Here is a 20,699-nt window from a genome sequence, read left to right on the forward strand (position 1 = left end):
AACGCGCGGCACAAGACTCCGCAGACGCGAACATACAGCGCTCAATGCCGTCATCGCGGTTGACAAGCATCCGAAGCCACACGCCCTCTGACCCCATCGAGACCGCCGCCTCACGTGCACACACCGTATAGTCGCGGAATGAGCACCTCAGCCGCCGACCTCCCCGCCATCCTGCACACCCTGCGCAGTGCCTGGCAGTCGCAGCGCCCCTCGCTCGACCAGCGCGAAGCCGATCTGCGTCGCCTGCGCGAGGCGCTGAAGGCGCGCCTGGACGAAATGGCTGCGGCCATCGCCGAGGACTTCGGCCACCGCGCCCACGTTGAATCGAAACTGGCCGATGGCATGAGCGTGCTGTCGGCCATCGATCACCTGCGCCGCCACCTGCGACGCTGGTCGAAGCTGCGTCATGCATCTGCAGGCTGGAAGCTGTGGCCAGCCCGCGCGCAGCTGCGGCCGACACCGCTGGGTGTGGTCGGGGTGATCTCACCGTGGAACTATCCGGTCACGTTGGCGCTGGTGCCGTTGGCCACGGCGATTGCCGCTGGCAACCATGTGCTGCTGAAGCCTTCCGAGCACACACCTCACACCAGCGCGTTCCTGGCCGATCTGTTGGCCAGCGTGTTCCCGCCCGAACGTGTGGCGGTGGTGCAGGGCGGGGCCGATGTTGCAGCGGCAGTGTCCGCGCTACCGCTGGACCACCTCGTGTTTACCGGTTCCACCGCGGTCGGTCGCAAGGTGATGGCGGCGGCGGCGGAACATCTGGTGCCGCTGACCCTGGAACTGGGCGGCAAGTCGCCGGCGATCGTGTGCCGCGATTTCCCGTTGGACAAAGCCGCGGCGCGGCTGGCCACCGGCAAGTGGTTCAACGCTGGGCAGACCTGCATCGCACCGGACTATGTGTTGATCGACAGCGTGCGCCAGCGCGAATTCGTGCAGGCGTTGCAGCAGCAGGTGCGCGAGCGTTACGGCGATTTCAGCGATGCGGGTGACTACACGCGCATCATCAACGAAGGCCAGTACCGGCGCCTGCAGGGCTATCTGGCGCAGGCGCGCGAGCGCGGCGTGCCGGTGATTCCATTGGCACAAGTGGATGAGGCGCGCGCCGACCGCGAGCGGCTGCTGGTGCCGACCGTGGTGCTGGACCCGCCGGATGACCTGGACCTGATGCGCGAGGAGATCTTCGGTCCGATCCTGCCGGTGCGGGCCTATCCGGACCTGGATACGGCGCTGGCCGACATCGTGGCCCGCGAACGGCCGCTGGCGCTGTATCCCTTCAGCCATGACCGGGCGACGGTGGAGCGCATCCTCGGCCAGGTGGTGGCCGGCGGGGTGACGGTGAATGACACGCTGCTGCACTTCGCCGCTGATGGTTTGCCGTTCGGCGGAGTTGGCGCCAGTGGCATGGGTGCGTACCACGGGCAGGCTGGGTTCGATGCCATGAGCAAGCTGCTGCCGGTGTTGTGGCAGTCGCGCTGGGCGGCCAGTGATCGGCTGCGGCCGCCGTATTCGAAGATTGCGGGGTTGTTGAGGTTGCTGTTGCGGTGAAGCCACGCATGGCGTGGCTCTATTGATGGGACCGGGTTCCGGTAGGTGCCAACCTTGGTTGGCACGCGTGAACCCAAAGCGCCGACCAAGGTCGGCCTCTACCGGGGCGCACGGCACCCCAAGCGCCAACCAAGGTTGGCGTCTACCAAAGCTGGGCCGGGTAGAATGCCCGCATGAAGATCGCCTCGTGGAACGTCAATTCGCTCAATGTCCGCCTGCCGCACCTGGAGCAGTGGCTCAAGGACTTCGGCCCGGACATTGTCGGTATCCAGGAAACCAAGCTGGAGGACCATAAGTTCCCGGATTCGGCGCTGGTCGCCGCCGGTTACCGCAGCGTGTTCGCTGGCCAGAAGACTTACAACGGCGTGGCGCTGGTGTCGCGCGAGCCGGCGCAGGACGTGCAGATCGGCATTCCCGGCTTCGAGGACGAGCAGAAGCGGGTCATCGCCGGCACCTTCGGCGACCTGCGGGTGATCAACCTGTATGTGGTCAATGGCCAGGACATCGGCACCGACAAATACGAGTACAAGCTGCGCTGGCTGGAGGCGGTGCATGCGTGGATCGCCGAAGAACTGCAGCGGCATCCGAAGCTGATCGTGATGGGCGACTTCAACATCGCCCCTGATGCGCGCGACGTGCACGACCCCGAGGTCTGGAACGAGAACCACATCCTGACCTCCACCGCCGAGCGCGGTGCGCTGGCCAAACTGCTGCAGCTGGGCCTTCACGACGGCTTCCGCCTGCACAACGACGAGGCCGGCACCTTCAGCTGGTGGGATTACCGGGCGGCCGGTTTCCGCCGCAACCTCGGCCTGCGCATCGACCTGACCCTGGTCTCCGATGCACTGAAGGGCAGTGCGGTGGCCTCTGGCATCGACCGTGAGCCGCGCACCTGGGAACGCCCCAGCGACCATGCACCGGCGTGGGTGCAGCTGGGCTGAAACAACGAGGCCCGGCGATGGCCGGGCCCGTTGCGATGCATCTGCCAGCCAGCGGCCGGCACTACCGCTGCGTCAGCGTATGCTCTTGCGGGTGAACAGGTTGACGATCGCCAGCAGGATCACCGCGCCGATCAGCGAGAACAGGAACGTGCGCAGGGTGATCGCTTCATTGATGCCGCCGCCGAACAGCCAGCCCGAAATCAATGCGCCAACGATGCCCACCACGATGTTGAGGATGATGCCCTGCTGGCCATCGCGCTTCATGATGATGCTTGCCAGCCAGCCGACGATGCCGCCGACGATCAGCCAGATGATGATGCCCATGATCGACTCTCCGGTGGATAACCGTGTCCAGTTGACGCGCAGTGCCGTGAACCCGCTGTGCAATCCCGTGACGGTCGCGTGCGCATGAGCCTGCCAGCCACCCTCGACGGCCCCTGGCGGTTTGGTCCGGTTACTGTCTGGCGCTGCCCCCATGTGCCCGGACAACGTGGCGAGCCGCAGGCCCGGCAGGTGCTGGCACAGGCCCTGGGCGGCGAGCCGGACGCGCTGCCGCTGCTGCGCGATGACAAGGGCCGGCCGGAGCTGAGCGGCGCGCTGGCCCACTACGGCACCGGCTGGAGCCACAGCGGCGAGGTGCTGCTGGTGGCGTTGGGCGAGGGCGTGCGGCTGGGCGTGGACCTGGAACTGCTGCGGCCGCGCCCACGCATGCTGGAAATCATCCAGCGCTTCTTCCATCCCGACGAAGTGGTCTGGCTGCAGGGCCTGGACGAGGCCGACCGCGAACATTGGTTCTTCCGCGTGTGGTGCGCCAAGGAAGCCATGCTGAAGGCGCACGGGCAGGGCATTTCCTTTGGCCTGCACCGCCTGCAGCTGGCCCCGGCCGCCGATGGCGCGCTGCACCTGCGCTGGTGTGACCCGGAACTGGGCGAGGCCGCGCGCTGGCACCTGCACGAGTGGCAGGCCAGTGGCCAGTTCCGTGCCGCATTGGCCTGGTATCCGCAGTGAATCGCCGAATCTGCAGTGAAAACCGGCGATAATGTCGGCATGAGCGAACACGATCTTCCCGCCGGCGTAGCGTCCACGCTGCAGCAGGGCCTGGCCAGCATGGGCCTGGCCGCCGAGCTGGCCCCGCCGCTGCTGCGCTACCTGGCGTTGCTGCACCGCTGGAACGGCACCTACAACCTCACCGCCATCCGCGATCCGCAGGAAATGGTCACCCGCCATCTGCTTGATTCGCTGGCGATGCAGCCGTTCGTGGCCGATGGCAGCCTGGCCGACCTCGGTACCGGCCCCGGGTTGCCGGGCATCCCGCTGGCGATCGCCTGCCCGGGCCTGCAGGTCACCCTGGTGGAAAGCAACGGCAAGAAGGCCCGCTTCATGCGCGAGGCCGTGCGCCAGCTGGGCCTGGGCAATGCCCGCGTGGCCGAGTCGCGCGCCGAAGCGCTGGACGAGCCGGGCAGCTACGATCAGCTGACCGCGCGCGCGATGGACACCCTGGCCGGCATCGTCCGCGTCGGTGGCCACCTGCTGCGACCCGGTGGCGTGCTGCTGGCCATGAAGGGCGTCTACCCACATGAAGAGATCGCAGCGCTGCCGGCCGGTTGGCAGGTGCGCGAGGTGGTCCCGCTGAGCGTGCCCGGCCTGGCCGGCGAACGCCATCTGGTCACCGTCACAGGCCCCTGAACCCCGCCGCCAGCCCCTTGTGGAACAAGCGGTTGGCGATCCACGATTTCCGCACGGGCCCGGTTGTACGCATAATGACCGGTCCCAGCACACGTCGACGAGGCACACCCGCATGGCCCGCATCATCGCCATCGCCAACCAGAAGGGTGGCGTCGGCAAGACCACGACCGCCGTCAACCTGGCCGCTTCCCTGGCCAACGCACCCAAGCGCGTGCTGTTGGTCGACCTGGATTCCCAGGGCAACGCGACCATGGGCAGTGGCGTGGACAAGCGCGAGCTGGTCTCCTCCACCTACGATCTGCTGCTGGGCGAGTCCAGCGCTGCCGACGTGCGCGTGCAGACCGCCGAAGGCTACGACCTGCTGCCGGGCAACATCGACCTGACCGCGGCCGAGATCCAGCTGATGGCGCAGAGCGAGCGCGAGCAGCGCCTGAAGCGCGCGCTGGCGCCGATCCGCGACGAGTACGACTACATCCTGATCGACTGTCCGCCGGCACTCTCGCTGCTGACCCTGAACGCCTTGGCCGCCGCCGATTCGGTGATCGTGCCGATGCAGTGCGAGTACTACGCGCTGGAAGGCCTGAGTGCGCTGGTGGAAACCATCGAAGCGCTGCGCGCCAACCTCAACCCGGCGCTGGAGATCGAAGGCGTGCTGCGCACCATGTTCGATGTGCGCAACAACCTCGCCAATGCCGTGTCGGCCGAGCTCACCGAGCACTTCGGTGACCGCGTGTTCCGCACCATCGTGCCGCGCAACGTGCGCCTGGCCGAGGCGCCCAGCCATGGCCAGAGCATCGTCGGCTACGATCGTGCTTCGCGTGGCGGTGTGGCCTACCTCGGCCTGGCCGGCGAGATCATCCGCCGCAACAACGAACGCAACAAGGCCACCAAGGCCGTGGAGACCGTCTGATGACCAGCAAGCCTGCCGCCAAGAAGCGTGGCCTCGGCCGCGGCCTGGACGCCCTGCTGGGGCCCAAGGGCGCGGTCAGCCAGGTGCAGGCCAGCACGGCGGTGATCGAGCCGCTGCCCGGTGAAGTGCTGCGCAAGCTGCCGGTAGGCCAGCTGCAGCCGGGCAAGTACCAGCCGCGTCGCGAGATGGACCAGGGCAAGCTGTCCGAACTGGCCGACTCGATCAAGTCGCAGGGCGTGATCCAGCCGATCCTGGTGCGTCAGCTGCCGGCAGGCAACTTCGAAATCGTCGCCGGTGAACGTCGCTGGCGCGCCTCGCAGCTGGCAGGCCTGGACGAAGTGCCGGTGGTGGTGCGCGAGCTGGAAGACCGCACCGTCATCGCGATGGCGCTGATCGAGAACATCCAGCGCGAAGACCTCAACCCGCTGGAAGAAGCCGAAGCGCTGCAGCGCCTCATCAGCGAATTCACCCTGACCCATGCCGAGGCCGCCGAGGCCGTCGGCCGCTCGCGCGCGGCGGTGTCCAACCTGCTGCGCCTGCTGGAGCTGCCGATCGCCATCCGCCTGCTGCTGGAAACGCGCCGGCTGGAGATGGGGCACGCCCGCGCGCTGCTGACCCTGGCTCCGGAACTGGCCAGCAAGCTGGCCCAGGAAGCGGCCGATGAGGGCTGGTCGGTGCGCGAGGTCGAGCGTCGTGCGCAGGCGTTCGCCGCCGGCAAGGTGCCGAGCAACCGTCCGCAGCCGGTGGCCAAGGTGCAGCAGGCCGATATCGCCTCGCTGGAAACCGAGCTGTCCGAAGTGCTGGGCACGTCCGTTGCGATCAACCATGGCCGCGGTGGCAAGGGCAAGCTGATCATCCATTACGCCAACCTGGACACGCTCGATGGCGTGCTGGAGCGGCTGCGCACGCGCCAGGGCTGACCCCGGCGCAGTTTCATGGGCGCACGGCCTGTTCCTGCCGTGCTCCGTCGATTGCAGGGAACGCACCGCCGCGCGTGCCGGAGGTCGTATCGTCCACCGCAGGGTGGGCCCGCTCCGCCCCGTGGCTCATCCAGGGAGCAGGACATGACCATTGAAGTAGACGACGTCAGCCCGGGCGGCAGCCCGATTCTCGTGCACAGCCGCGAGAAGGACTTCACCCCGGCCCACGGCGAAGAACACATCGAGGCGATCAGCGCGCACATCGAGCGCCATCTGGGCCCGATCTCCGGCGTCTTCCACGAAATCATCTCCGATATCGTGCACATCGACGTGCATGTGGTGCCGGCCACCGACGCGTGTCCGTACCTGCGCCTGGTGACCTCGGGCATGAGCGATCTGCCGATGTCCGTGCCGGATGAGGTGGACGCCCCCCGGCACATGGAGCTGATGGTGACCTTGCCGGCGGATTGGCCGATCACCCAGGAAGCCTTCGAGGACGAGCGCAACTATTGGCCGGTGCGTCTGTTGAAGACCCTGGCGCGGTTGCCGCATGAGTACGACACCTGGCTGGGCTTCGGCCACACCATTCCCAACGGCCATCCGTCCGAGCCCTATGCACCGGGCGTGGGATTCGATGGCGCCATCGTGCTGCCGCCGGTCACCGCCCCGGACGACTTCGGCACGCTGGAGCTGCAAGACGGCACGACCATCGAGTTCATGGCGATCGTGCCGCTGTACCCGGAAGAGATGGACCTGAAGCTGAAGAAGGATTCGGAAACCCTGCTGGACCGCTTCGATGCGAAGAACATCCAGGATGTCATCCAGCCCGGGCGTACCAATGTGGCCAAGAAGCGTTTCGGCCTGTTCTAGGTCCTGCGCGTACCATCAGACGCTGTAACCACTGAATCGACCGCTGAATTCCAGGCCCACCGCAATGACCATCCTGCTTACCGGCGCAGCCGGCTTCATCGGTGCCTATACCGCCCGCGCCCTGCTTGATGCGGGCCAGTCCGTGGTCGGCCTGGACAACTTCAACGACTACTACGACCCGCAGATCAAGCGCGACCGCGTGGCCGCACTGTGCCCGACGCTGGACCTGCGCATGCTGGACCTGACCGACCGCGACGGCCTGGCCGCGCTGTTCGACGAAATACAGCCGACGGCGGTGATCCACCTGGCCGCGCAGGCCGGCGTGCGCTATTCGCTGGAAAACCCGCACGCCTACGTCGACAGCAACCTGGTCGGCTTCGTCAACATGCTCGAGCTGTGCCGCCACCGTGGCGTGCAGCATCTGGTGTATGCGTCCAGCAGTTCGGTGTACGGCGATTCGGCCACGCCGCCGTTTTCGGAAGACCAGCGCGTGGACCAGCCGCGCTCGCTGTACGCAGCGACCAAGGCCGCCAATGAACTGATGGCCTACACCTACGCGCAGTTGTATGGCCTGCACGCCACCGGCCTGCGCTTCTTCACCGTGTACGGCCCGTGGGGCCGGCCGGACATGGCGCCGCTGCTGTTCTCGCGCGCGGTGCTGGCTGGCCGTCCGATCGATGTGTTCAACGAAGGCCGCATGCAGCGCGACTTCACACATGTCTCCGACATCGTTGCCGGTATTCTCGGCGCCCTCGCGCACCCGGCTGATGGTCCGGTGCCGCACCGGGTGTTCAACCTCGGCAACCACACGCCGGTCGAGCTGGAGCGCTTCATCGGCGTGATCGAGCAGGCCGCTGGTCGCCCCGCGCAGAAGGTCTACAAGCCGATGCAGCCGGGCGACATGGTACGCACGATGGCCGATACCCGGCGCGCACATGACGCATTTGGCTACGAACCGGCCATGCCGATCGAACAGGGCCTGCCGCCGGTGGTGCAGTGGTGTCGCGAGTATTTTGCTGATCGCGCGTGAGAACGCATCCTCACACTGCCGGATTCATCTTCGGATAACCTCGGCGTCGGAAAATGCGCGGTCTTTGTCCCTCCTTGGCCGAGTCCCCCCATGAGCCAACCCGAGCTGTCCGTCGTCGTCCCAGTATTCAACGAGCGCGACAACGTCGCGCCCCTGGTGGCCGAAATCACCGCTGCACTGCGCGGCCGGCTGCCGTTCGAGATCGTCTACATCGACGATCATTCGCGCGATGACACCCTGGCCGTGCTGCAGGGCCTGAAGGCCACCACGCCGGAACTGCGGGTGCTGCACCACGTTTCGCAGAGCGGGCAGAGCACCGCAGTACGTACCGGCGTCAAGCATGCGCGTGCACCGTGGATCGCCACCCTCGATGGTGATGGCCAGAACGATCCGGCCGATATCCCCAAGCTGCTGCAGGCCCGCAGTGCCGCCGATGCCCAGGTGAAGCTGTTTGCCGGCTGGCGCGTCAACCGCCAGGACAGCGGCAGCAAGCGCTGGGCCAGCAAGTGGGCCAACGCCATCCGCGCGCGCATGCTGCGCGATGACACCCCCGATACCGGCTGCGGCATCAAGCTGTTCGAGCGCAACGCCTTCCTCGATCTGCCGTACTTCGACCACATGCATCGCTACCTGCCGGCATTGATGCAGCGCGCCGGCTGGAAGACCACCAGCGTGCCGGTCAACCATCGCCACCGCACTGCCGGCGTGTCCAAGTACAACAACCTCGGCCGCGCACTCGTCGGCATCCGCGACCTGCGCGGTGTGGCCTGGCTGATCACCCGCAGCAAGCGCACCGCAGTGGAGGAGCGTTGATGGATCTGGAGCTGCACTGGCTGGACCAGCCGCTGACCTGGCTGTACTGGACCGGCCTGCATGTGACCGGCTGGAAGCTGATCGGCTACACCGGTGCGTTGATGTTCGGTGGCCGCTGGCTGGTCCAGTTTGTCGCCTCCAAGCGCGCCGGCAAGCCGGTGATTCCGCGCCTGTTCTGGTACATGAGCGTGGTCGGCAGCCTGATGACGCTGAGCTACTTCCTGTTCTCGGCCAAACAGGACTCGGTGGGCGTGCTGCAGAACCTGTTCCCGGCCTTCACTGCGTTGTACAGCCTGCAGCTGGACATCAAGCACCGCGGGTGGAAGCGGGACAAGGCCAGCCACTAGGTCTCCGGTAGACGCCGACCTTGGTCGGCGCTGGGTTTCTCCGGGTGCCAACCAAGGTTGGCAGCTACCAGAGCGGCCATGCTGGCGCCTCGGTGCTCCGGTAGACGCCGACCTTGGTCGGCGCTGGGTTTCTCCGGGTGCCAACCCAGGTTGGCAGCTACCAGAGCGGCCATGCTGGCGCCTCGGTGCTCCGGTAGACGCCGACCTTGGTCGGCGCTGGGTTTCTCCGGGTGCCAACCCAGGTTGGCAACTACCAGAGCGGCCATGCTGGCGCCTCGGTGCTCCGGTAGACGCCGACCTTGGTCGGCGCTGGGTTTCTCCGGGTGCCAACCCAGGTTGGCAACTACCAGAGCGGCCATGCAGGTGCCGCGGTGCCCAGGTAGACGCCGACCTTGGTCGGCGCAGGTGTGCCCAGCGGCAGGGGCATCCACGCATGGCGTGGATCTACTGAGGCCGGGCTCTGTCCCATGCCATGCGAGGCGTGGATTTTTCCACGCATCGAGCGCAAGAGCAGCCGACCAGCCTTCGGCGCTGGGGTCCGGCCTGCGGCCGGTTCCCGGTCCTGCCTGCGTTGCAGGCAGGACCTTCGTCCCATGCCTTGCGTGGTGCGGGGTGCCATGATCGGGGTCTGCCTTCCCGGGAACCTGTGCTCGTGAAAACCCGTCTTGCCGTAGCCCTGCTGATCGCCCTGTCTGCCCCTGCCGTGGCCCTGGCCGCACCGCCCACCGCCACCGCGCCGGCCAGCGTGGCCACCGAATCGCCCGCCGACGCCGCTTTTCGCGCGCTGTACGAGAAGGAATGGAAGTGGCGCCAGGACGGCGGCGGCGAGGCCAGCGAGGACGAAGACGCCCCGGCCAACGCCACCCGCATGCCCGACGTCGGCGCGGCCGCGCAGCAGGCACGCCTGAAGGTATGGGACGAAACCTTGGCCGCGCTGAAGAAGATCGACCCGAAGACCCTGTCGCCCGACAACCAGGTCAACTACGCGATCTACCGCGACCAGGTGTTCAACCTGGCCGAAGAAGTGCGCCTGCGCGGCTACGAGATGCCGTTCAACGCCGACTCCTCGTTCTGGTCCAACCTGTCCTTCATGGCCCGACGCGAGATGAAGACCGTGCAGGACTACCAGAACTACATCGCGCGCCTGAATGATGTGCCGCGCTACTTCGACCAGCAGACCGACAACATGCGTGCCGGCCTGAAGCGCGGCTTCAGCGTGCCGCGTGCGGTGCTCGATGGCCGCGAGGTGTCCATCGCCACCGTCGCCGAACTGAAGGATCCGACCGAATCGCCGCTGTACGCGCCGTTCAAGAAGCTGCCCAACACAGTCCCGGCTGCCGAGCAGGCCAAGCTGCAGGCACAGGCCCGCGCGGCGATCAGCGGCAAGGTGGTGCCGGCGTTCCAGCAGCTACGCACCTTCTTCGTCAACGAATACGTGCCGCAGGCGCGTACCACCCTGGCTGCCGAAGCGATGCCCGGCGGCAAGGCGTACTACAAGCAGCAGATCCACGAATACACCACGCTGGACCTGTCGCCGGACGAGATCCACCGCATCGGCCTGGATGAAGTGGCACGCATCCAGAAGGAAATGAACGACATCATCAAGCAGGTGAAGTTCAAGGGCAGCTTTGCCGAGTTCCTGACCTTCCTGCGTACCGACCCGCAGTTCTATGCCAAGACGCCGGAAGAACTGCTGTCGCGTGCCGCGTGGATCTCCAAGCGCGCAGACGGCCAGCTCGGCAAGTACATGACATTGCCGCGTGCGCGCTTCACCATCGTGCCGGTGCCGCCGGACATCGCGCCGTTCTGGACCGCCGGCCGTGGTGGCATGGGCACCTATTGGCTCAACACCTACAACCTGCCGTCGCGCCCGCTGTACAACCTGCCGGCGTTGACCCTGCACGAGTCCGATCCGGGCCACGCACTGCAGGGTGCCATCGCCGCCGAGCAGAAGAACCTGCCGGAGTTCCGCCGCAATGCCTACATCTCCGCCTATGGCGAAGGCTGGGCGCTGTACTGCGAGAAGCTGGGCGTGGAAATGGGCATCTACGAAACCCCGTACGAGGATTTCGGTCGCCTGACCTATGAGATGTGGCGCGCCACGCGCCTGGTGATCGACACTGGCGTGCACAGCAAGGGCTGGAGCCGCGAGCAGGCGCTGGCCTACCTGCGTGACCACACGGCGCTGAGCGAGCACGAAGTGACCACCGAAGTGGACCGCTACATTTCCTGGCCGGGCCAGGCGTTGAGCTACAAGCTCGGCGAGATCGCCATCGTGCGCCTGCGCGCGCAGGCGGAGAAGGAACTGGGTGACAAGTTCGACATCAAAGGCTTCCACGACACGCTGCTGAAGCAGGGCTCGGTGCCGTTGCCGGTACTGGAACAGCAGATCCAGGCGTACATCGCCGAGCGCAGGAAGGCCTGACCCGCCGCGTCGCCGGGCATGGCCCGGCGCTACCGGAACGCGAGGTGGTAGTGCCGGCCGCTGGCCGGCAACCTCAGCGGAAAGGGGCGGATCGCATGATCCGCCCCTTTTTTCTTTCACCCCACCGTCCGCACCTTCGCCACGCGCGCAGCAAAGGTCGGCAGCACCAGCAGGGTCAGCACCGTGGCGGTGATCAAGCCACCGATCACCACCGTCGCCAGCGGCTTCTGCACTTCCGCACCGGAACCACTGGCGATCGCCATCGGAATGAAGCCGACGATGGCCACCAGCGCGGTGGTCAGCACCGCGCGGATACGGCTGGACGCACCATTGATTGCGGCCATCATCGGCACGTCACCGGCGTCCAGGCGCTCACGGATCGCCTGCATCAAAACCAGGCCGTTGAGCGTGGCCACGCCGGACACTGCGATGAAGCCCACCGCTGCCGACACCGAGAACGGCATGCCGCGCAGCAGCAGGGCGAGGATGCCGCCGACCAGCGCCAGCGGTACGCAGCTGAACACCAGTACCGCTTCCTTGCCGCTGCGCAGGGCCATGAACAGCAGGCTGCCGATCAGCAGGAACACCACCGGCACCACTGTGGCCAGGCGCTTTTCCGCACGTTGCAGGTTCTCGAACTGGCCACCCCAGGTCAGGTACGCACCCGGCGGCAGCGCCACTTCGGCCACGGCGGTCTGCGCCTCGCCAACGAAGCCGCCGAGATCGCGGCCACGCACGTTGGCCTGCACCACCACCCGGCGGCTGCCGTTGTTGCGGCTGATCTGGTTCGGCCCTTCGCTGACGCTGATGCGCGCGACCGAGGACAGCGGAATCACCACGCCGGCCGGTGTGGCGATCGGCAGCGAAGCCAGTTGATCCGGGTCGTTGCGTGCGCTGTCGTCCAGCCGCACCACCACGTCAAAGCGGCGGTCGCCCTCGAAGATCTTGCCGGCTGCCGTACCGCCGATGCCGGTGGACAGCGCATCGCTGACGTCTGCGGCGGTCAGCCCGTACTGCGCCGCTGCCACATGGTCGATCTTGACGTTGAGCGTGGGCAGGCCGGAAATCTGCTCCACCCGCACATCGGCCGCACCCTCCACCGCACGCAGTTTCAGCGCCACCTGGTCGGCCACCTTCTGCAGCTGGCTGAAATCATCGCCGAAGATCATCACCGCCAGATCGGTCCGCACGCCGGAAATCAGCTCGTTGAAGCGCAGTTCGATCGGCTGGCTGAACTCGAAGCTGTTGCCCAGCTGCTGGCCGGCCAGCTTTTCGAAGCGAGCCACCAGTGCTTCCTTGCCCAGTTTCGGATCGGGCCAGTCCGCACGTGGCTTGAGCACGATCACGCTGTCGGAAATGTTGGTCGGCATCGGGTCGATCGCCGCTTCAGCGGTACCGGTACGCGAGAACACCGTTTCCACTTCCGGTTGCTGGGCAATCGCCTTTTCCAGCGCCAGCTGCATCGCCAGCGACTGCTCCAGCGAGGTCGATGGCACGCGCAGTGCCTGCATCGCCACGTTGCCTTCATCCAGTGTCGGCATGAACTCGCGGCCGAGCAGGCCGAACGAACCAATACCCACCAGCAGCATAAGGCCCGCACCCGCCACCACCGACCGCGGCCGCGCGACGGCCCGGCGGATGATCGGCTCGATGCGCCCTCGCAGCACGCGGATCAGCTTCGTTTCGTGCTCGCCATCATCGCTGTGTGCCTCGCCTTCCTTCAGCTTCGGCTCGCGCACCATCAGTGCGGCCATCGCCGGCACGAAGGTGAAGGAGAAGATGAAGGCACCCACCAGAGCCAGCATGAACGTGGCCGCCATCGGGTGGAACGTCTTGCCCTCCACGCCTTCCAGGGTGAGGATCGGCGCGAACACCAGCAGGATGATCAGCTGGCCGAACGCTGCCGGTCGCGCCATCCTGCGCGCCGAATCGGCCGCTACGCGCAGGCGTTCCATCGCGGTCAATGCACGGCCCAGTTCGGCGCGACGCTGGCCCAGCATCAGCAGCGTTGATTCGATCACGATCACCGCACCGTCCACCAGGATGCCGAAGTCCAGCGCACCCAGGCTCATCAGGTTGCCGCTGATGCCGAAGCGGTTCATGCCGATCACCGCGAACAGGAACGACAGCGGGATCACCAGTGCAGTGATCGCCGCCGCACGCAGGTTGCCGAGCAGCAGGAACAGCACCACCACCACCAGCAGCGCGCCCTCGGTGAGGTTCTTGGCCACGGTCTTGATGGTGGAATTGACCAGCACGCTGCGGTCCAGCACCGGCGCTGCCACGATGTCGGCCGGCAGCGACTTGTTCACCTGTTCCAGGCGCGCGGCGGCGGCCTGGGCCACGGTGCGGCTGTTGCCACCGGCGATCATCAGCGCGGTACCGAGCACGGCTTCATGGCCGTTGCGGCTGGCCGCACCCAGGCGCGGTGCGCGGCTCAGTTCGACCTCGGCCACATCGGCCACGCGCACCACCACGCCATTGCGGGTCGCTACCGGCGCCTGTGCCAGATCGTCGGTGGTCAGTGCCAGACCGTCGGCACGCACCACCAGGCCTTCGCCGGCACGCTGCACGAAGCCGGCACCGGCCTGCACATTGGAGCGCTGCAGGGCCGTCACCAGGTCCGCCAGGCCCAGGCCATGCGCGGCCAACCGCGCGCTGTCCGGATGCACGCCGTACTCCTTCACGTAACCACCGACGGTGTCCACGCCGGCCAGCCCGGGACTGGAGCGCATCTGCGGCGCGATGATCCAGTCCTGCACGGTGCGCAGGTAGGTGGCGCGCTCTTCCGGCGTGCGCAGCAGATTGCCTTCCGGCGTGCGGTAGACCTCGCCGGCCTGCCAGCCGGCTTCGCCCGGCCTGGCCAGCTTCGCAGGATCGAACGCGGTGAAGTCCACCGTCCACATCAACACCTCGCCGAGGCCGGTGGTGACCGGCGACAGCATCGGCGACGCACCATCAGGCAGGTCTTCTGAGGCCTCGCGCATGCGTTCGGCCACCTGCTGGCGGGCGAAGTAGATGTCGGTGGCATCGGTGAAGATCGCGGTGACCTGCGAGAAGCCATTGCGCGACAGCGAACGGGTGGTGGTCAGGCCGGGGATGCCGGCCAGCGCGGTTTCCAGCGGATAGGTCACCTGCCGCTCGATCTGCTCGGGCGTCAGTGCCGGTGCCACGGTATTGATCTGCACCTGGCGGTTGGTGATGTCCGGCACCGCGTCGATCGGCAGCTTGCCGAGCTGGAACAGGCCCACGGCGGCAACGAGTGCAGCCAGGGCCACGACCAGCCAGCGGTGGCGTACCGCGGTTTCAATGATGAGCTTGAACATGGAAGGTCCTCAGTGCCCGTGCTCGGCTTCGCCCTTGGCCAGTTCGGCCTTGAGCAGGAACGCGTTGGCGCCGACGATGCGTTCGCTGCCGCTCAGGCCACCGAGGATCTCGATGCGGTCGCCGGCGCGTCGGCCGGCCAGCACCGGCTGCACCTTGAAGCCGCCCTCGACAGCGACGAACACCGCGCTGCTGCCATCCACGTTCTGCACGGCATCGGCCGGCACGCTCAACGCGCCGTCCTTGCCGTCGGTGACCACCACCGCCGACACCGGCGAACCGGCGGGCGGCAATGCCGCATTGACCGGCGTGGCACGGATCACCGCTACGCCGCCCTGCTGGCGCACATCGGCGGCAGAACCGGTGACGGTGGCACTGAAGCTGCCGCCCGGCACGGTGACTTCCAGCGTCATGCCCGGGCTGACCTGTGCGGCCAGCGCTGGCGGTGCGGTGAACACCAGTTCGTTCATCGACGGATCGGCGACGTCGGCCACCGGGCTGCCGGCCGCCACCACGCCACCGGGCGTGACCTGCACGTTGCCGACGATGCCGGCCACCGGGCTGGTGATGCGCACGCGGCCGCTGCTGTCGGGTGAACCGTTGGCGGCGGCCTGTGCCTGTGCGGCCGCGGCCTGCGCCTGTGCTGCCAGCGAGCGCGCGCGTGAGGTTTCCAGTTCCTGGCGGGCGACCACGCCCTGTTCGACCAGCGCCTTGTCACGGCCATGGGCCAGGCGCGCCGCCTCGGCTTCCGCTGCGGCGGCAACCGCATTGGCGCGGAACACCGCCGCCTCGCCGCTGACCACGATCGCCAGTGCCTGGTTCTGCTTCACTGCCGTGCCCGGTGCGACCAGCACGCGCTCCACGCGCCCGATCACGGTGGAGGCGACCGATGCACGCGCACCGATCGATGGCTCCACCCGCCCGGACAGCCGCGTCGAACCGCCGCCGCCGCGGCCGACGGCAACCACGTCGATGCCGGATGCCTTGATCTGCTCGGGCGTCAGCTGCACCACGCCTTCATCGGCGTCGGGCACCTTGTTTGTTTCGGCCTTGGCTTCGGTGCTGTCGGCGGCGTGGCCATGGCCATCGTCGGCTGCGGCCTTGGCATCGGGTGCGGAAGCTTCCGGGGGCTGTGCGTTGCCGGAGCAGCCGGCCAGCAATACGGTCAGCAGCAGGCCACCCACCAGGGGGAAAGAGCGGGACAGGTTCATCGGGCCTCCACAAAAGGTGCGCGCCCTTCTAGGCGGGCGAGATCGATTTCCGCGCCGACGCGCGACAGACGCGCGTCCACAGCGGTGCCGCGGGCGGCGATGAGGGCACTGCGGGTACTGCGCAGTTCCAGCTGCGAGATGCGTCCCGCGTCGAAGCCGACGCGGGCCAGGCGATAGGCCTCCTCGGCGGCAACCACGCTTTCGTCGGCCGCGCGGGTGCGGCTGCCGGCGGCCTTCAGGCCCGCCACCGCCGACAACCGTTCCGCTTCGCTGTCACGGCGCTGCTGGTCTAGCCGCGCCTCGGCCGCGCGCTGTTCGGCACTGGCGGCGCGGATGCCACCACGGTTGCGGTCGAACAACGGGATCGAGAGGCTGACGCCCAGCGTGTAGGCCTGCTCGCGGTCCTCGCGGAAACGCGTCTGCGCGGCCGTGACGCTGAGGTCGGGCAGGGCACGCTTGCGCTCCACATCGACCAGGCGACCGGCCGCATCAACTTCGGCTTCGGCCACACGCACGGCCAGTGCCACATCGATGGCGCCACGCGGTGCCGGCGGTGCGCGGTCGAGCAGGCTGTTGTCGATGGTCTGCACCGGTGCATCGAGCAGGGCCGCGCCGGCCAGGCGGGCCAGTGCGGCATCGCGGAAGGCCTGCGCCTCATCCAGCGCGGCGCTGGCATTGGCCACTTCGCTTTGTGCCTGCACCGCGCGCAGCTGCGGCTCGCGGCCATGCTTGACCATGGCGGTGACCGCCGCCGCATCGTCGCGGGTGAGGGTCAGCGCTTCGTCGGCCAGGGTGTAACGACGCAGGGCGCTTTCCGCCTGTGCGTAGATCGCCGCCAGCTGGCTGGCGACATCGCTGCGGCTCTGCGAACCGCGCAGGGCAGCGGCCTGTGCCTCGGCGCGGGCGGCGCGGACGCGCGCGCCACGCTGGCCCCAGACCTCCAAGGGCTGGGACAGGGTAAGCACGGTATCGGCCCTGCCCATGCCGCCGTAGGAGCCGGTGCCCCAGGCGTTTTCGGCGGACCAGGAAAGGGAGGGGTTGGGCAGCGCCCGGGCCTGGTCGGCGCGGGCATCGGCCGCCTCGGCCAATGCCGCGCCGACGCGGGTGCCGGGCAGCTGGTCGAGACGTTCAAGCAGGGTGTCGTACGAAGGTGCGGCTTGTGCGGCGACCTGTGCGGCGGGGATCAGGCCCAGCAGCACGGCGACGACCAGCCCGGTCGCGCGCGGCGACCGACGTGTCAGGATCGACATAGGGGGATTCCGGTTGTGAGTGAAACGGGAGCCCGCGATTGCGGGACGCGCTCAACTCACGCCCGGGGAGGACGTGCCAGTTCGTCCTGGGCGACCGCATAGGTCGCCGCGTCGCCTGCATTCATCCAGCGCGCCGGTTGCGGCGTGCCAAAGGCGGCGAAGGTGCTCGCCGGCAGGCTCAGGTTGGAGTGGTGGCAGTGGTTATGACTGCAGGCAGCGGTGTGCTTGCCGTCACTGTCATTGTCACCGTCGGGCTCTTCGGCAGCCGACTCCACATGCACCACCGTGCTGTCGTGCGGTTCCACCGCACACGCCAGTACATCGGCCACCGGCACGACCACAAACGCCGCCATCAGCAGCATCAGCAGGTACGAACGAAGGTGGCGGGCGATCCGGCGCATGGAGGGGAGGCTAGCAAGCGGTTTTCGGTGGATACAATATCAATGGCCACCTCGGGAATTCGTCGGAACCTCCCGTTCAGGTGCGCCGCGCACGGAACTGCTGCTCTGGTAGGTGCCGACCTTGGTCGGCACGCCTTTCGGTCCGTGGGGTGCGACACCGGGATGCGCTTCTGTAGAGCCGAGCCCGTGCTCGGCTGCTGTCGCGCGACCAGCTGCCCCGGTAGGTGTCGACCTTGGTCGACACGCTTTTTGACCCCCGACACATTGCCGGCCAGCGGCCGGCACTACCGGTCGGCGGGCAGCTTCGCGATCACCTTGATCTCGAACTGGAAGCCATACAGCCAGGTCACGCCGATACCGGTCAGGGTCGGGTGCGGCGCTTCGCCCCAGTACTCCGGCACGATTGCCCAGGCCTTTTCGAAGTTGGTTTCCGGGTCGACCAGGAACACGGTCACGTCGATCACGTCGTCGAACGTGCAGCCGGCCGCGGCCAGTACCGCGTTGAGATTGTCGAAGGCGCGGCGCACTTGGGTCTCGAAGTCCGGCTCGGGCGAGCCGTCCTCGCGGCTGCCGACCTGGCCGGAGACGAACAGGAAGCCATTGGACCGGATCGCCGGTGAGTAACGGTTGCGCTCGTACAGCGCCTGCCGGCCGGCGGGAAAGACGACATCACGGTGGGACATAAGACGGATTCCAGACGGGAGGAGACCATCCTCCCCGCTGCCGCTGTCTGGATAAACCGCAATGATGCGCCTAGATTGATTGATAATTCCAAACAATCAGGGCCGCTGACATGGACCGCTTCGAGGCGATGCGGGCCTTCGCCCGGGTGGTGGAGACCGGCAGCTTCACCCGCGCCGCGCACACCCTGCAGCTCAGCCGCACCACGGTCACCCAGTTGGTGCAGCAGCTGGAGGCACATCTGCGATTGCGGCTGCTCAACCGCACCACCCGCCGGGTCAGTGTCACCGCCGATGGCGCGGCGTATTACCCGCGCATCGTGCGTCTGCTGGCCGAGCTGGAAGAGGTCGAGGGTGGGCTGGGCGATGCCGCCGCACAACCGCGTGGGCGCCTGCGCATCGATGTGCCCGGCCCGTTCGCACGGCTGCTGCTGGTGCCGGCGCTGCCCGGCTTCCAGGCGCGCTATCCGGACATCCAGCTGGAGGTGGGGGTCAGCGACCGCGAGGTCGATGTCATCGCCGACAACGTCGACTGCGTGATCCGCGGCGGAACCCCGGCCGACCCGGCGTTGGTGGCGCGGCCGTTGGCGAGCCTGCCGATCGGCTTCCATGCCAGCCCAGGCTATGTGCGGCAGTTCGGTATGCCGGAACACCCGCTCGCGCTGCAAGGGCCGGACCACCACACGGTCGGTTTCCTCAGCCCGCGCAGTGGCCGTGCCCGCGTGTTCAGCGCAAAGCGCGGCACCGAGCGCATCGAGGTGCAGGGGTGTTATTCAATCGGCTTCGATGATGGCAATGCCTATCTGGCGGCGGGTCTGGCCGGCCTCGGCGTGGTCGCGTTGCCCAGCTACATGGCCGAACCGCATGTGGCGCGCGGCGAGTTGCTGCCCGTGCTGCACGATTGGCAGTTGCCGCCGATGCCGATGCACGTGATGTTCCCGCCGAACCGGCACATGAGCCAGCGGCTGCGGGTGTTCATTGATTGGGTGGTGGAGGTGTTGGGCTGAGCCACCGCTCGATCGCCGCCACGCCGCATGCCACTCCGTCCTCGTTCGCCATTGCAGCGCCCAACGCGGCTGCACGCGCGCATGTATCCGCATGCTCGGCGAACGCCAGTGCATCGGCCAACGCCTGCGGCTGCAACCGTTTCGGTGACAGCGGCGCAGGCGCTACACCCAGCCGCTGCAGGCGATCGGCCCAGAAGAACTGGTCGGCGGCAAACGGCATCACCATCGACGGTATGCCGGCGCGACAGGCCGAATGCGTGGTGCCGCTGCCACCATGATGGATCACCAGCGCGCAGCGCGGCAGCAACGCTTCATGCGGGGTGGACCCGATCACAAATACCGTATCGGGCAACGCCATGTCGGGCACGCCGACCCAACCGGGGAACAGCAGCACGCGGCGCGGTGCCAGCGCCGACAACAGCGCCGGCAGCACACGTTCGCGGTCGAAGCCGGTCATGCTGCCGAAGCCCAGGTAGACCGGCGGTGGCCCGGCATCGAGGAAAGTCTGCAGTTCCGCCGACGGTTGCCACGGCGCAGCAGGTGCCGACCATTGGCCACACACGACATGGTCGGCCGCCCAGTCCGAAGGCGGCGACAACAGCTGCGGCGAGATGCCGTACAGCATCGGCAGGCCGGTCCACAGCGAGCGTCGTGGCGGCTGCCCGGCGTGCTGGCGGGCAGCGTTGATCGGGCCGCGGAACTGACGCCAGATCAGGCCGTTGACCAGCCCGTAGCTGGCCCGGTTAATCCATCCCGGTGAGCGCCCGGGTGGCAGGAAGGGCGAGCGGAATGCGCGCGTCGGCGTCAGCGGAATCATGCCGGCGCCGATCACCGGAAGACCACGACGTTCGCCGACGCTCATGCCGACGAACGCCGCCAGGCCGCCGGTCAGGATCGCATCGCAGCCGTCGGCTGCAGCATCGGCCTGGCGCATCCAGCCGGCGACGTGCTGCAGCGCCATCCGTGCCAGCCCGGTGCTGGCGGCGGCCACGCCGTTGCCGCGTGAGACCAGCGCCACCACTTCATCGTGGATGTCGCCTTCCAGCGCGGCGTGCGGGACGCCCATTGTTTTAGCGCTGCCCAGAGTGCCGCCGTCGGCCAGCAGCATGACCTCGTGGCCGGCCGCGATCAGCCCGTGGCAGAGCATGACCAGCGGCCGTGTGTCGCCTTCGGTGCCGTAGGTGAGGGCCAGCAGTCGCATTGGAGCCTCCGCAGTGAAACGGCAGTATGCCGGTGTCGCCGTGTTCGTCCCGCCTACCCGCTGGCGCGCCGCATGGGACAATCCCGCATCACCTGCCCACGCTGCACGGGGCGCGCGCAACAGGATCCAGCACCGCAT

The 20,699-nt window shown here is 67.5% G+C and carries 19 protein-coding genes; 12 read left to right on the forward strand and 7 right to left on the reverse strand.

Translation table 11 applies throughout. From position 1 onward, the window contains the following. The first annotated feature begins 138 nt into the window (after positions 1 to 138). Positions 139 to 1,545 carry a coniferyl aldehyde dehydrogenase gene (locus GIW57_RS03730; protein WP_236509189.1) on the forward strand — a complete coding sequence of 469 codons (1,407 nt, stop codon included), beginning with the start codon at positions 139 to 141 and terminating at the stop codon, positions 1,543 to 1,545. A 173-nt stretch (positions 1,546 to 1,718) separates the two neighbouring features. After that, complete coding sequence (xth, locus tag GIW57_RS03735; RefSeq protein WP_100461975.1) at positions 1,719 to 2,486, forward strand: exodeoxyribonuclease III; 768 nt, start codon at positions 1,719 to 1,721, stop codon at positions 2,484 to 2,486. 72 nt (positions 2,487 to 2,558) lie between these two features. Here xth and GIW57_RS03740 read toward each other — a convergent pair whose 3' ends face one another. After that, complete coding sequence (locus GIW57_RS03740) at positions 2,559 to 2,810, reverse strand: GlsB/YeaQ/YmgE family stress response membrane protein (protein WP_025878785.1); 252 nt, start codon at positions 2,808 to 2,810, stop codon at positions 2,559 to 2,561. Positions 2,811 to 2,894: 84 nt separating this feature from the next. Here GIW57_RS03740 and GIW57_RS03745 point away from each other — a divergent pair, with 84 nt between their 5' ends. The 9 genes from GIW57_RS03745 to GIW57_RS03785 all read left to right on the forward strand — a co-directional run bounded on the left by GIW57_RS03745 (position 2,895) and on the right by GIW57_RS03785 (position 11,487). Continuing rightward, entirely contained in the window at positions 2,895 to 3,494 is a 600-nt protein-coding gene (locus GIW57_RS03745) for a 4'-phosphopantetheinyl transferase superfamily protein (RefSeq protein WP_089237883.1), read from the forward strand. Positions 3,495 to 3,533: 39 nt separating this feature from the next. Further along, the gene (rsmG, locus tag GIW57_RS03750; RefSeq protein WP_100461976.1) at positions 3,534 to 4,172 is read left to right on the forward strand and encodes a 16S rRNA (guanine(527)-N(7))-methyltransferase RsmG; all 639 of its coding nucleotides are present in this window, start codon (positions 3,534 to 3,536) and stop codon (positions 4,170 to 4,172) included. 112 nt (positions 4,173 to 4,284) lie between these two features. Further along, positions 4,285 to 5,082 carry a ParA family protein gene (locus GIW57_RS03755; protein WP_025878788.1) on the forward strand — a complete coding sequence of 266 codons (798 nt, stop codon included), beginning with the start codon at positions 4,285 to 4,287 and terminating at the stop codon, positions 5,080 to 5,082. Then, positions 5,082 to 6,002 carry a ParB/RepB/Spo0J family partition protein gene (locus GIW57_RS03760; protein ID WP_089237881.1) on the forward strand — a complete coding sequence of 307 codons (921 nt, stop codon included), beginning with the start codon at positions 5,082 to 5,084 and terminating at the stop codon, positions 6,000 to 6,002. Before GIW57_RS03755 ends, GIW57_RS03760 begins: the two co-directional genes overlap by 1 nt. A 144-nt stretch (positions 6,003 to 6,146) precedes the next feature. Continuing rightward, entirely contained in the window at positions 6,147 to 6,872 is a 726-nt protein-coding gene (locus GIW57_RS03765; protein WP_236509190.1) for a suppressor of fused domain protein, read from the forward strand. A gap of 64 nt (positions 6,873 to 6,936) precedes the next feature. Then, positions 6,937 to 7,902, forward strand: a complete 966-nt coding sequence (locus tag GIW57_RS03770; RefSeq protein ID WP_236509191.1) for an NAD-dependent epimerase/dehydratase family protein — start codon at positions 6,937 to 6,939, stop codon at positions 7,900 to 7,902. A 90-nt stretch (positions 7,903 to 7,992) separates the two neighbouring features. Next, positions 7,993 to 8,715, forward strand: a complete 723-nt coding sequence (locus tag GIW57_RS03775) for a glycosyltransferase family 2 protein (protein ID WP_100461979.1) — start codon at positions 7,993 to 7,995, stop codon at positions 8,713 to 8,715. After that, positions 8,715 to 9,062, forward strand: coding sequence for a lipid-A-disaccharide synthase N-terminal domain-containing protein (locus GIW57_RS03780; protein WP_025878793.1), 348 nt, complete (start codon positions 8,715 to 8,717; stop codon positions 9,060 to 9,062). Before GIW57_RS03775 ends, GIW57_RS03780 begins: the two co-directional genes overlap by 1 nt. 652 nt (positions 9,063 to 9,714) lie before the next feature. Further along, positions 9,715 to 11,487: a DUF885 family protein gene (locus tag GIW57_RS03785; protein ID WP_236509192.1), complete on the forward strand. Its 1,773-nt coding sequence runs from the start codon at positions 9,715 to 9,717 to the stop codon at positions 11,485 to 11,487. Positions 11,488 to 11,603: 116 nt separating this feature from the next. Here the strand turns inward: GIW57_RS03785 and GIW57_RS03790 are convergent, their stop codons facing one another. From GIW57_RS03790 to GIW57_RS03810, 5 genes are all read right to left on the reverse strand, one after another. Then, a complete protein-coding gene (locus tag GIW57_RS03790; protein WP_236509193.1) occupies positions 11,604 to 14,813 on the reverse strand; it encodes a CusA/CzcA family heavy metal efflux RND transporter in 3,210 nt (1,069 codons plus the stop codon). A gap of 9 nt (positions 14,814 to 14,822) precedes the next feature. Further along, a complete protein-coding gene (locus GIW57_RS03795; RefSeq protein ID WP_236509194.1) occupies positions 14,823 to 16,022 on the reverse strand; it encodes an efflux RND transporter periplasmic adaptor subunit in 1,200 nt (399 codons plus the stop codon). After that, on the reverse strand, positions 16,019 to 17,272 hold the full coding sequence (locus tag GIW57_RS03800; protein ID WP_236509195.1) for a TolC family protein: 1,254 nt from the start codon (positions 17,270 to 17,272) through the stop codon (positions 16,019 to 16,021). The genes GIW57_RS03795 and GIW57_RS03800 overlap by 4 nt, the downstream gene beginning before the upstream one ends. 56 nt (positions 17,273 to 17,328) lie before the next feature. Beyond that, entirely contained in the window at positions 17,329 to 17,673 is a 345-nt protein-coding gene (locus GIW57_RS03805) for a hypothetical protein (RefSeq protein WP_100461982.1), read from the reverse strand. Between the two features lie 284 nt (positions 17,674 to 17,957). After that, complete coding sequence (locus GIW57_RS03810) at positions 17,958 to 18,356, reverse strand: RidA family protein (RefSeq protein ID WP_100461983.1); 399 nt, start codon at positions 18,354 to 18,356, stop codon at positions 17,958 to 17,960. 110 nt (positions 18,357 to 18,466) lie between these two features. Here GIW57_RS03810 and GIW57_RS03815 point away from each other — a divergent pair, with 110 nt between their 5' ends. Beyond that, entirely contained in the window at positions 18,467 to 19,360 is an 894-nt protein-coding gene (locus tag GIW57_RS03815; RefSeq protein WP_100461984.1) for a LysR family transcriptional regulator, read from the forward strand. Here GIW57_RS03815 and GIW57_RS03820 read toward each other — a convergent pair. Beyond that, entirely contained in the window at positions 19,329 to 20,561 is a 1,233-nt protein-coding gene (locus tag GIW57_RS03820) for a glycosyltransferase (protein WP_100461985.1), read from the reverse strand. The two genes, GIW57_RS03815 and GIW57_RS03820, sit on opposite strands and share 32 nt — an antisense overlap. Positions 20,562 to 20,699: the final 138 nt, after the last annotated feature.

Origin of the sequence: Stenotrophomonas sp. PA-6-5C (assembly GCF_021605635.1) — a bacterium.
Lineage (GTDB): Bacteria > Pseudomonadota > Gammaproteobacteria > Xanthomonadales > Xanthomonadaceae > Stenotrophomonas > Stenotrophomonas lactitubi.

What these genes read in the sequence shown, in the direction of transcription:
- GIW57_RS03730 (WP_236509189.1), top strand. Translation starts at nt 139, where the DNA reads ATGAGCACCTCAGCCGCCGACCTCCCCGCCATCCTGCACACCCTGCGC.
- xth (WP_100461975.1), top strand. Translation starts at nt 1,719, where the DNA reads ATGAAGATCGCCTCGTGGAACGTCAATTCGCTCAATGTCCGCCTGCCG.
- GIW57_RS03740 (WP_025878785.1), bottom strand. Translation starts at nt 2,810, where the DNA reads ATGGGCATCATCATCTGGCTGATCGTCGGCGGCATCGTCGGCTGGCTG.
- GIW57_RS03745 (WP_089237883.1), top strand. Translation starts at nt 2,895, where the DNA reads ATGAGCCTGCCAGCCACCCTCGACGGCCCCTGGCGGTTTGGTCCGGTT.
- rsmG (WP_100461976.1), top strand. Translation starts at nt 3,534, where the DNA reads ATGAGCGAACACGATCTTCCCGCCGGCGTAGCGTCCACGCTGCAGCAG.
- GIW57_RS03755 (WP_025878788.1), top strand. Translation starts at nt 4,285, where the DNA reads ATGGCCCGCATCATCGCCATCGCCAACCAGAAGGGTGGCGTCGGCAAG.
- GIW57_RS03760 (WP_089237881.1), top strand. Translation starts at nt 5,082, where the DNA reads ATGACCAGCAAGCCTGCCGCCAAGAAGCGTGGCCTCGGCCGCGGCCTG.
- GIW57_RS03765 (WP_236509190.1), top strand. Translation starts at nt 6,147, where the DNA reads ATGACCATTGAAGTAGACGACGTCAGCCCGGGCGGCAGCCCGATTCTC.
- GIW57_RS03770 (WP_236509191.1), top strand. Translation starts at nt 6,937, where the DNA reads ATGACCATCCTGCTTACCGGCGCAGCCGGCTTCATCGGTGCCTATACC.
- GIW57_RS03775 (WP_100461979.1), top strand. Translation starts at nt 7,993, where the DNA reads ATGAGCCAACCCGAGCTGTCCGTCGTCGTCCCAGTATTCAACGAGCGC.
- GIW57_RS03780 (WP_025878793.1), top strand. Translation starts at nt 8,715, where the DNA reads ATGGATCTGGAGCTGCACTGGCTGGACCAGCCGCTGACCTGGCTGTAC.
- GIW57_RS03790 (WP_236509193.1), bottom strand. Translation starts at nt 14,813, where the DNA reads ATGTTCAAGCTCATCATTGAAACCGCGGTACGCCACCGCTGGCTGGTC.
- GIW57_RS03795 (WP_236509194.1), bottom strand. Translation starts at nt 16,022, where the DNA reads ATGAACCTGTCCCGCTCTTTCCCCCTGGTGGGTGGCCTGCTGCTGACC.
- GIW57_RS03800 (WP_236509195.1), bottom strand. Translation starts at nt 17,272, where the DNA reads ATGTCGATCCTGACACGTCGGTCGCCGCGCGCGACCGGGCTGGTCGTC.
- GIW57_RS03805 (WP_100461982.1), bottom strand. Translation starts at nt 17,673, where the DNA reads ATGCGCCGGATCGCCCGCCACCTTCGTTCGTACCTGCTGATGCTGCTG.
- GIW57_RS03810 (WP_100461983.1), bottom strand. Translation starts at nt 18,356, where the DNA reads ATGTCCCACCGTGATGTCGTCTTTCCCGCCGGCCGGCAGGCGCTGTAC.
- GIW57_RS03815 (WP_100461984.1), top strand. Translation starts at nt 18,467, where the DNA reads ATGGACCGCTTCGAGGCGATGCGGGCCTTCGCCCGGGTGGTGGAGACC.
- GIW57_RS03820 (WP_100461985.1), bottom strand. Translation starts at nt 20,561, where the DNA reads ATGCGACTGCTGGCCCTCACCTACGGCACCGAAGGCGACACACGGCCG.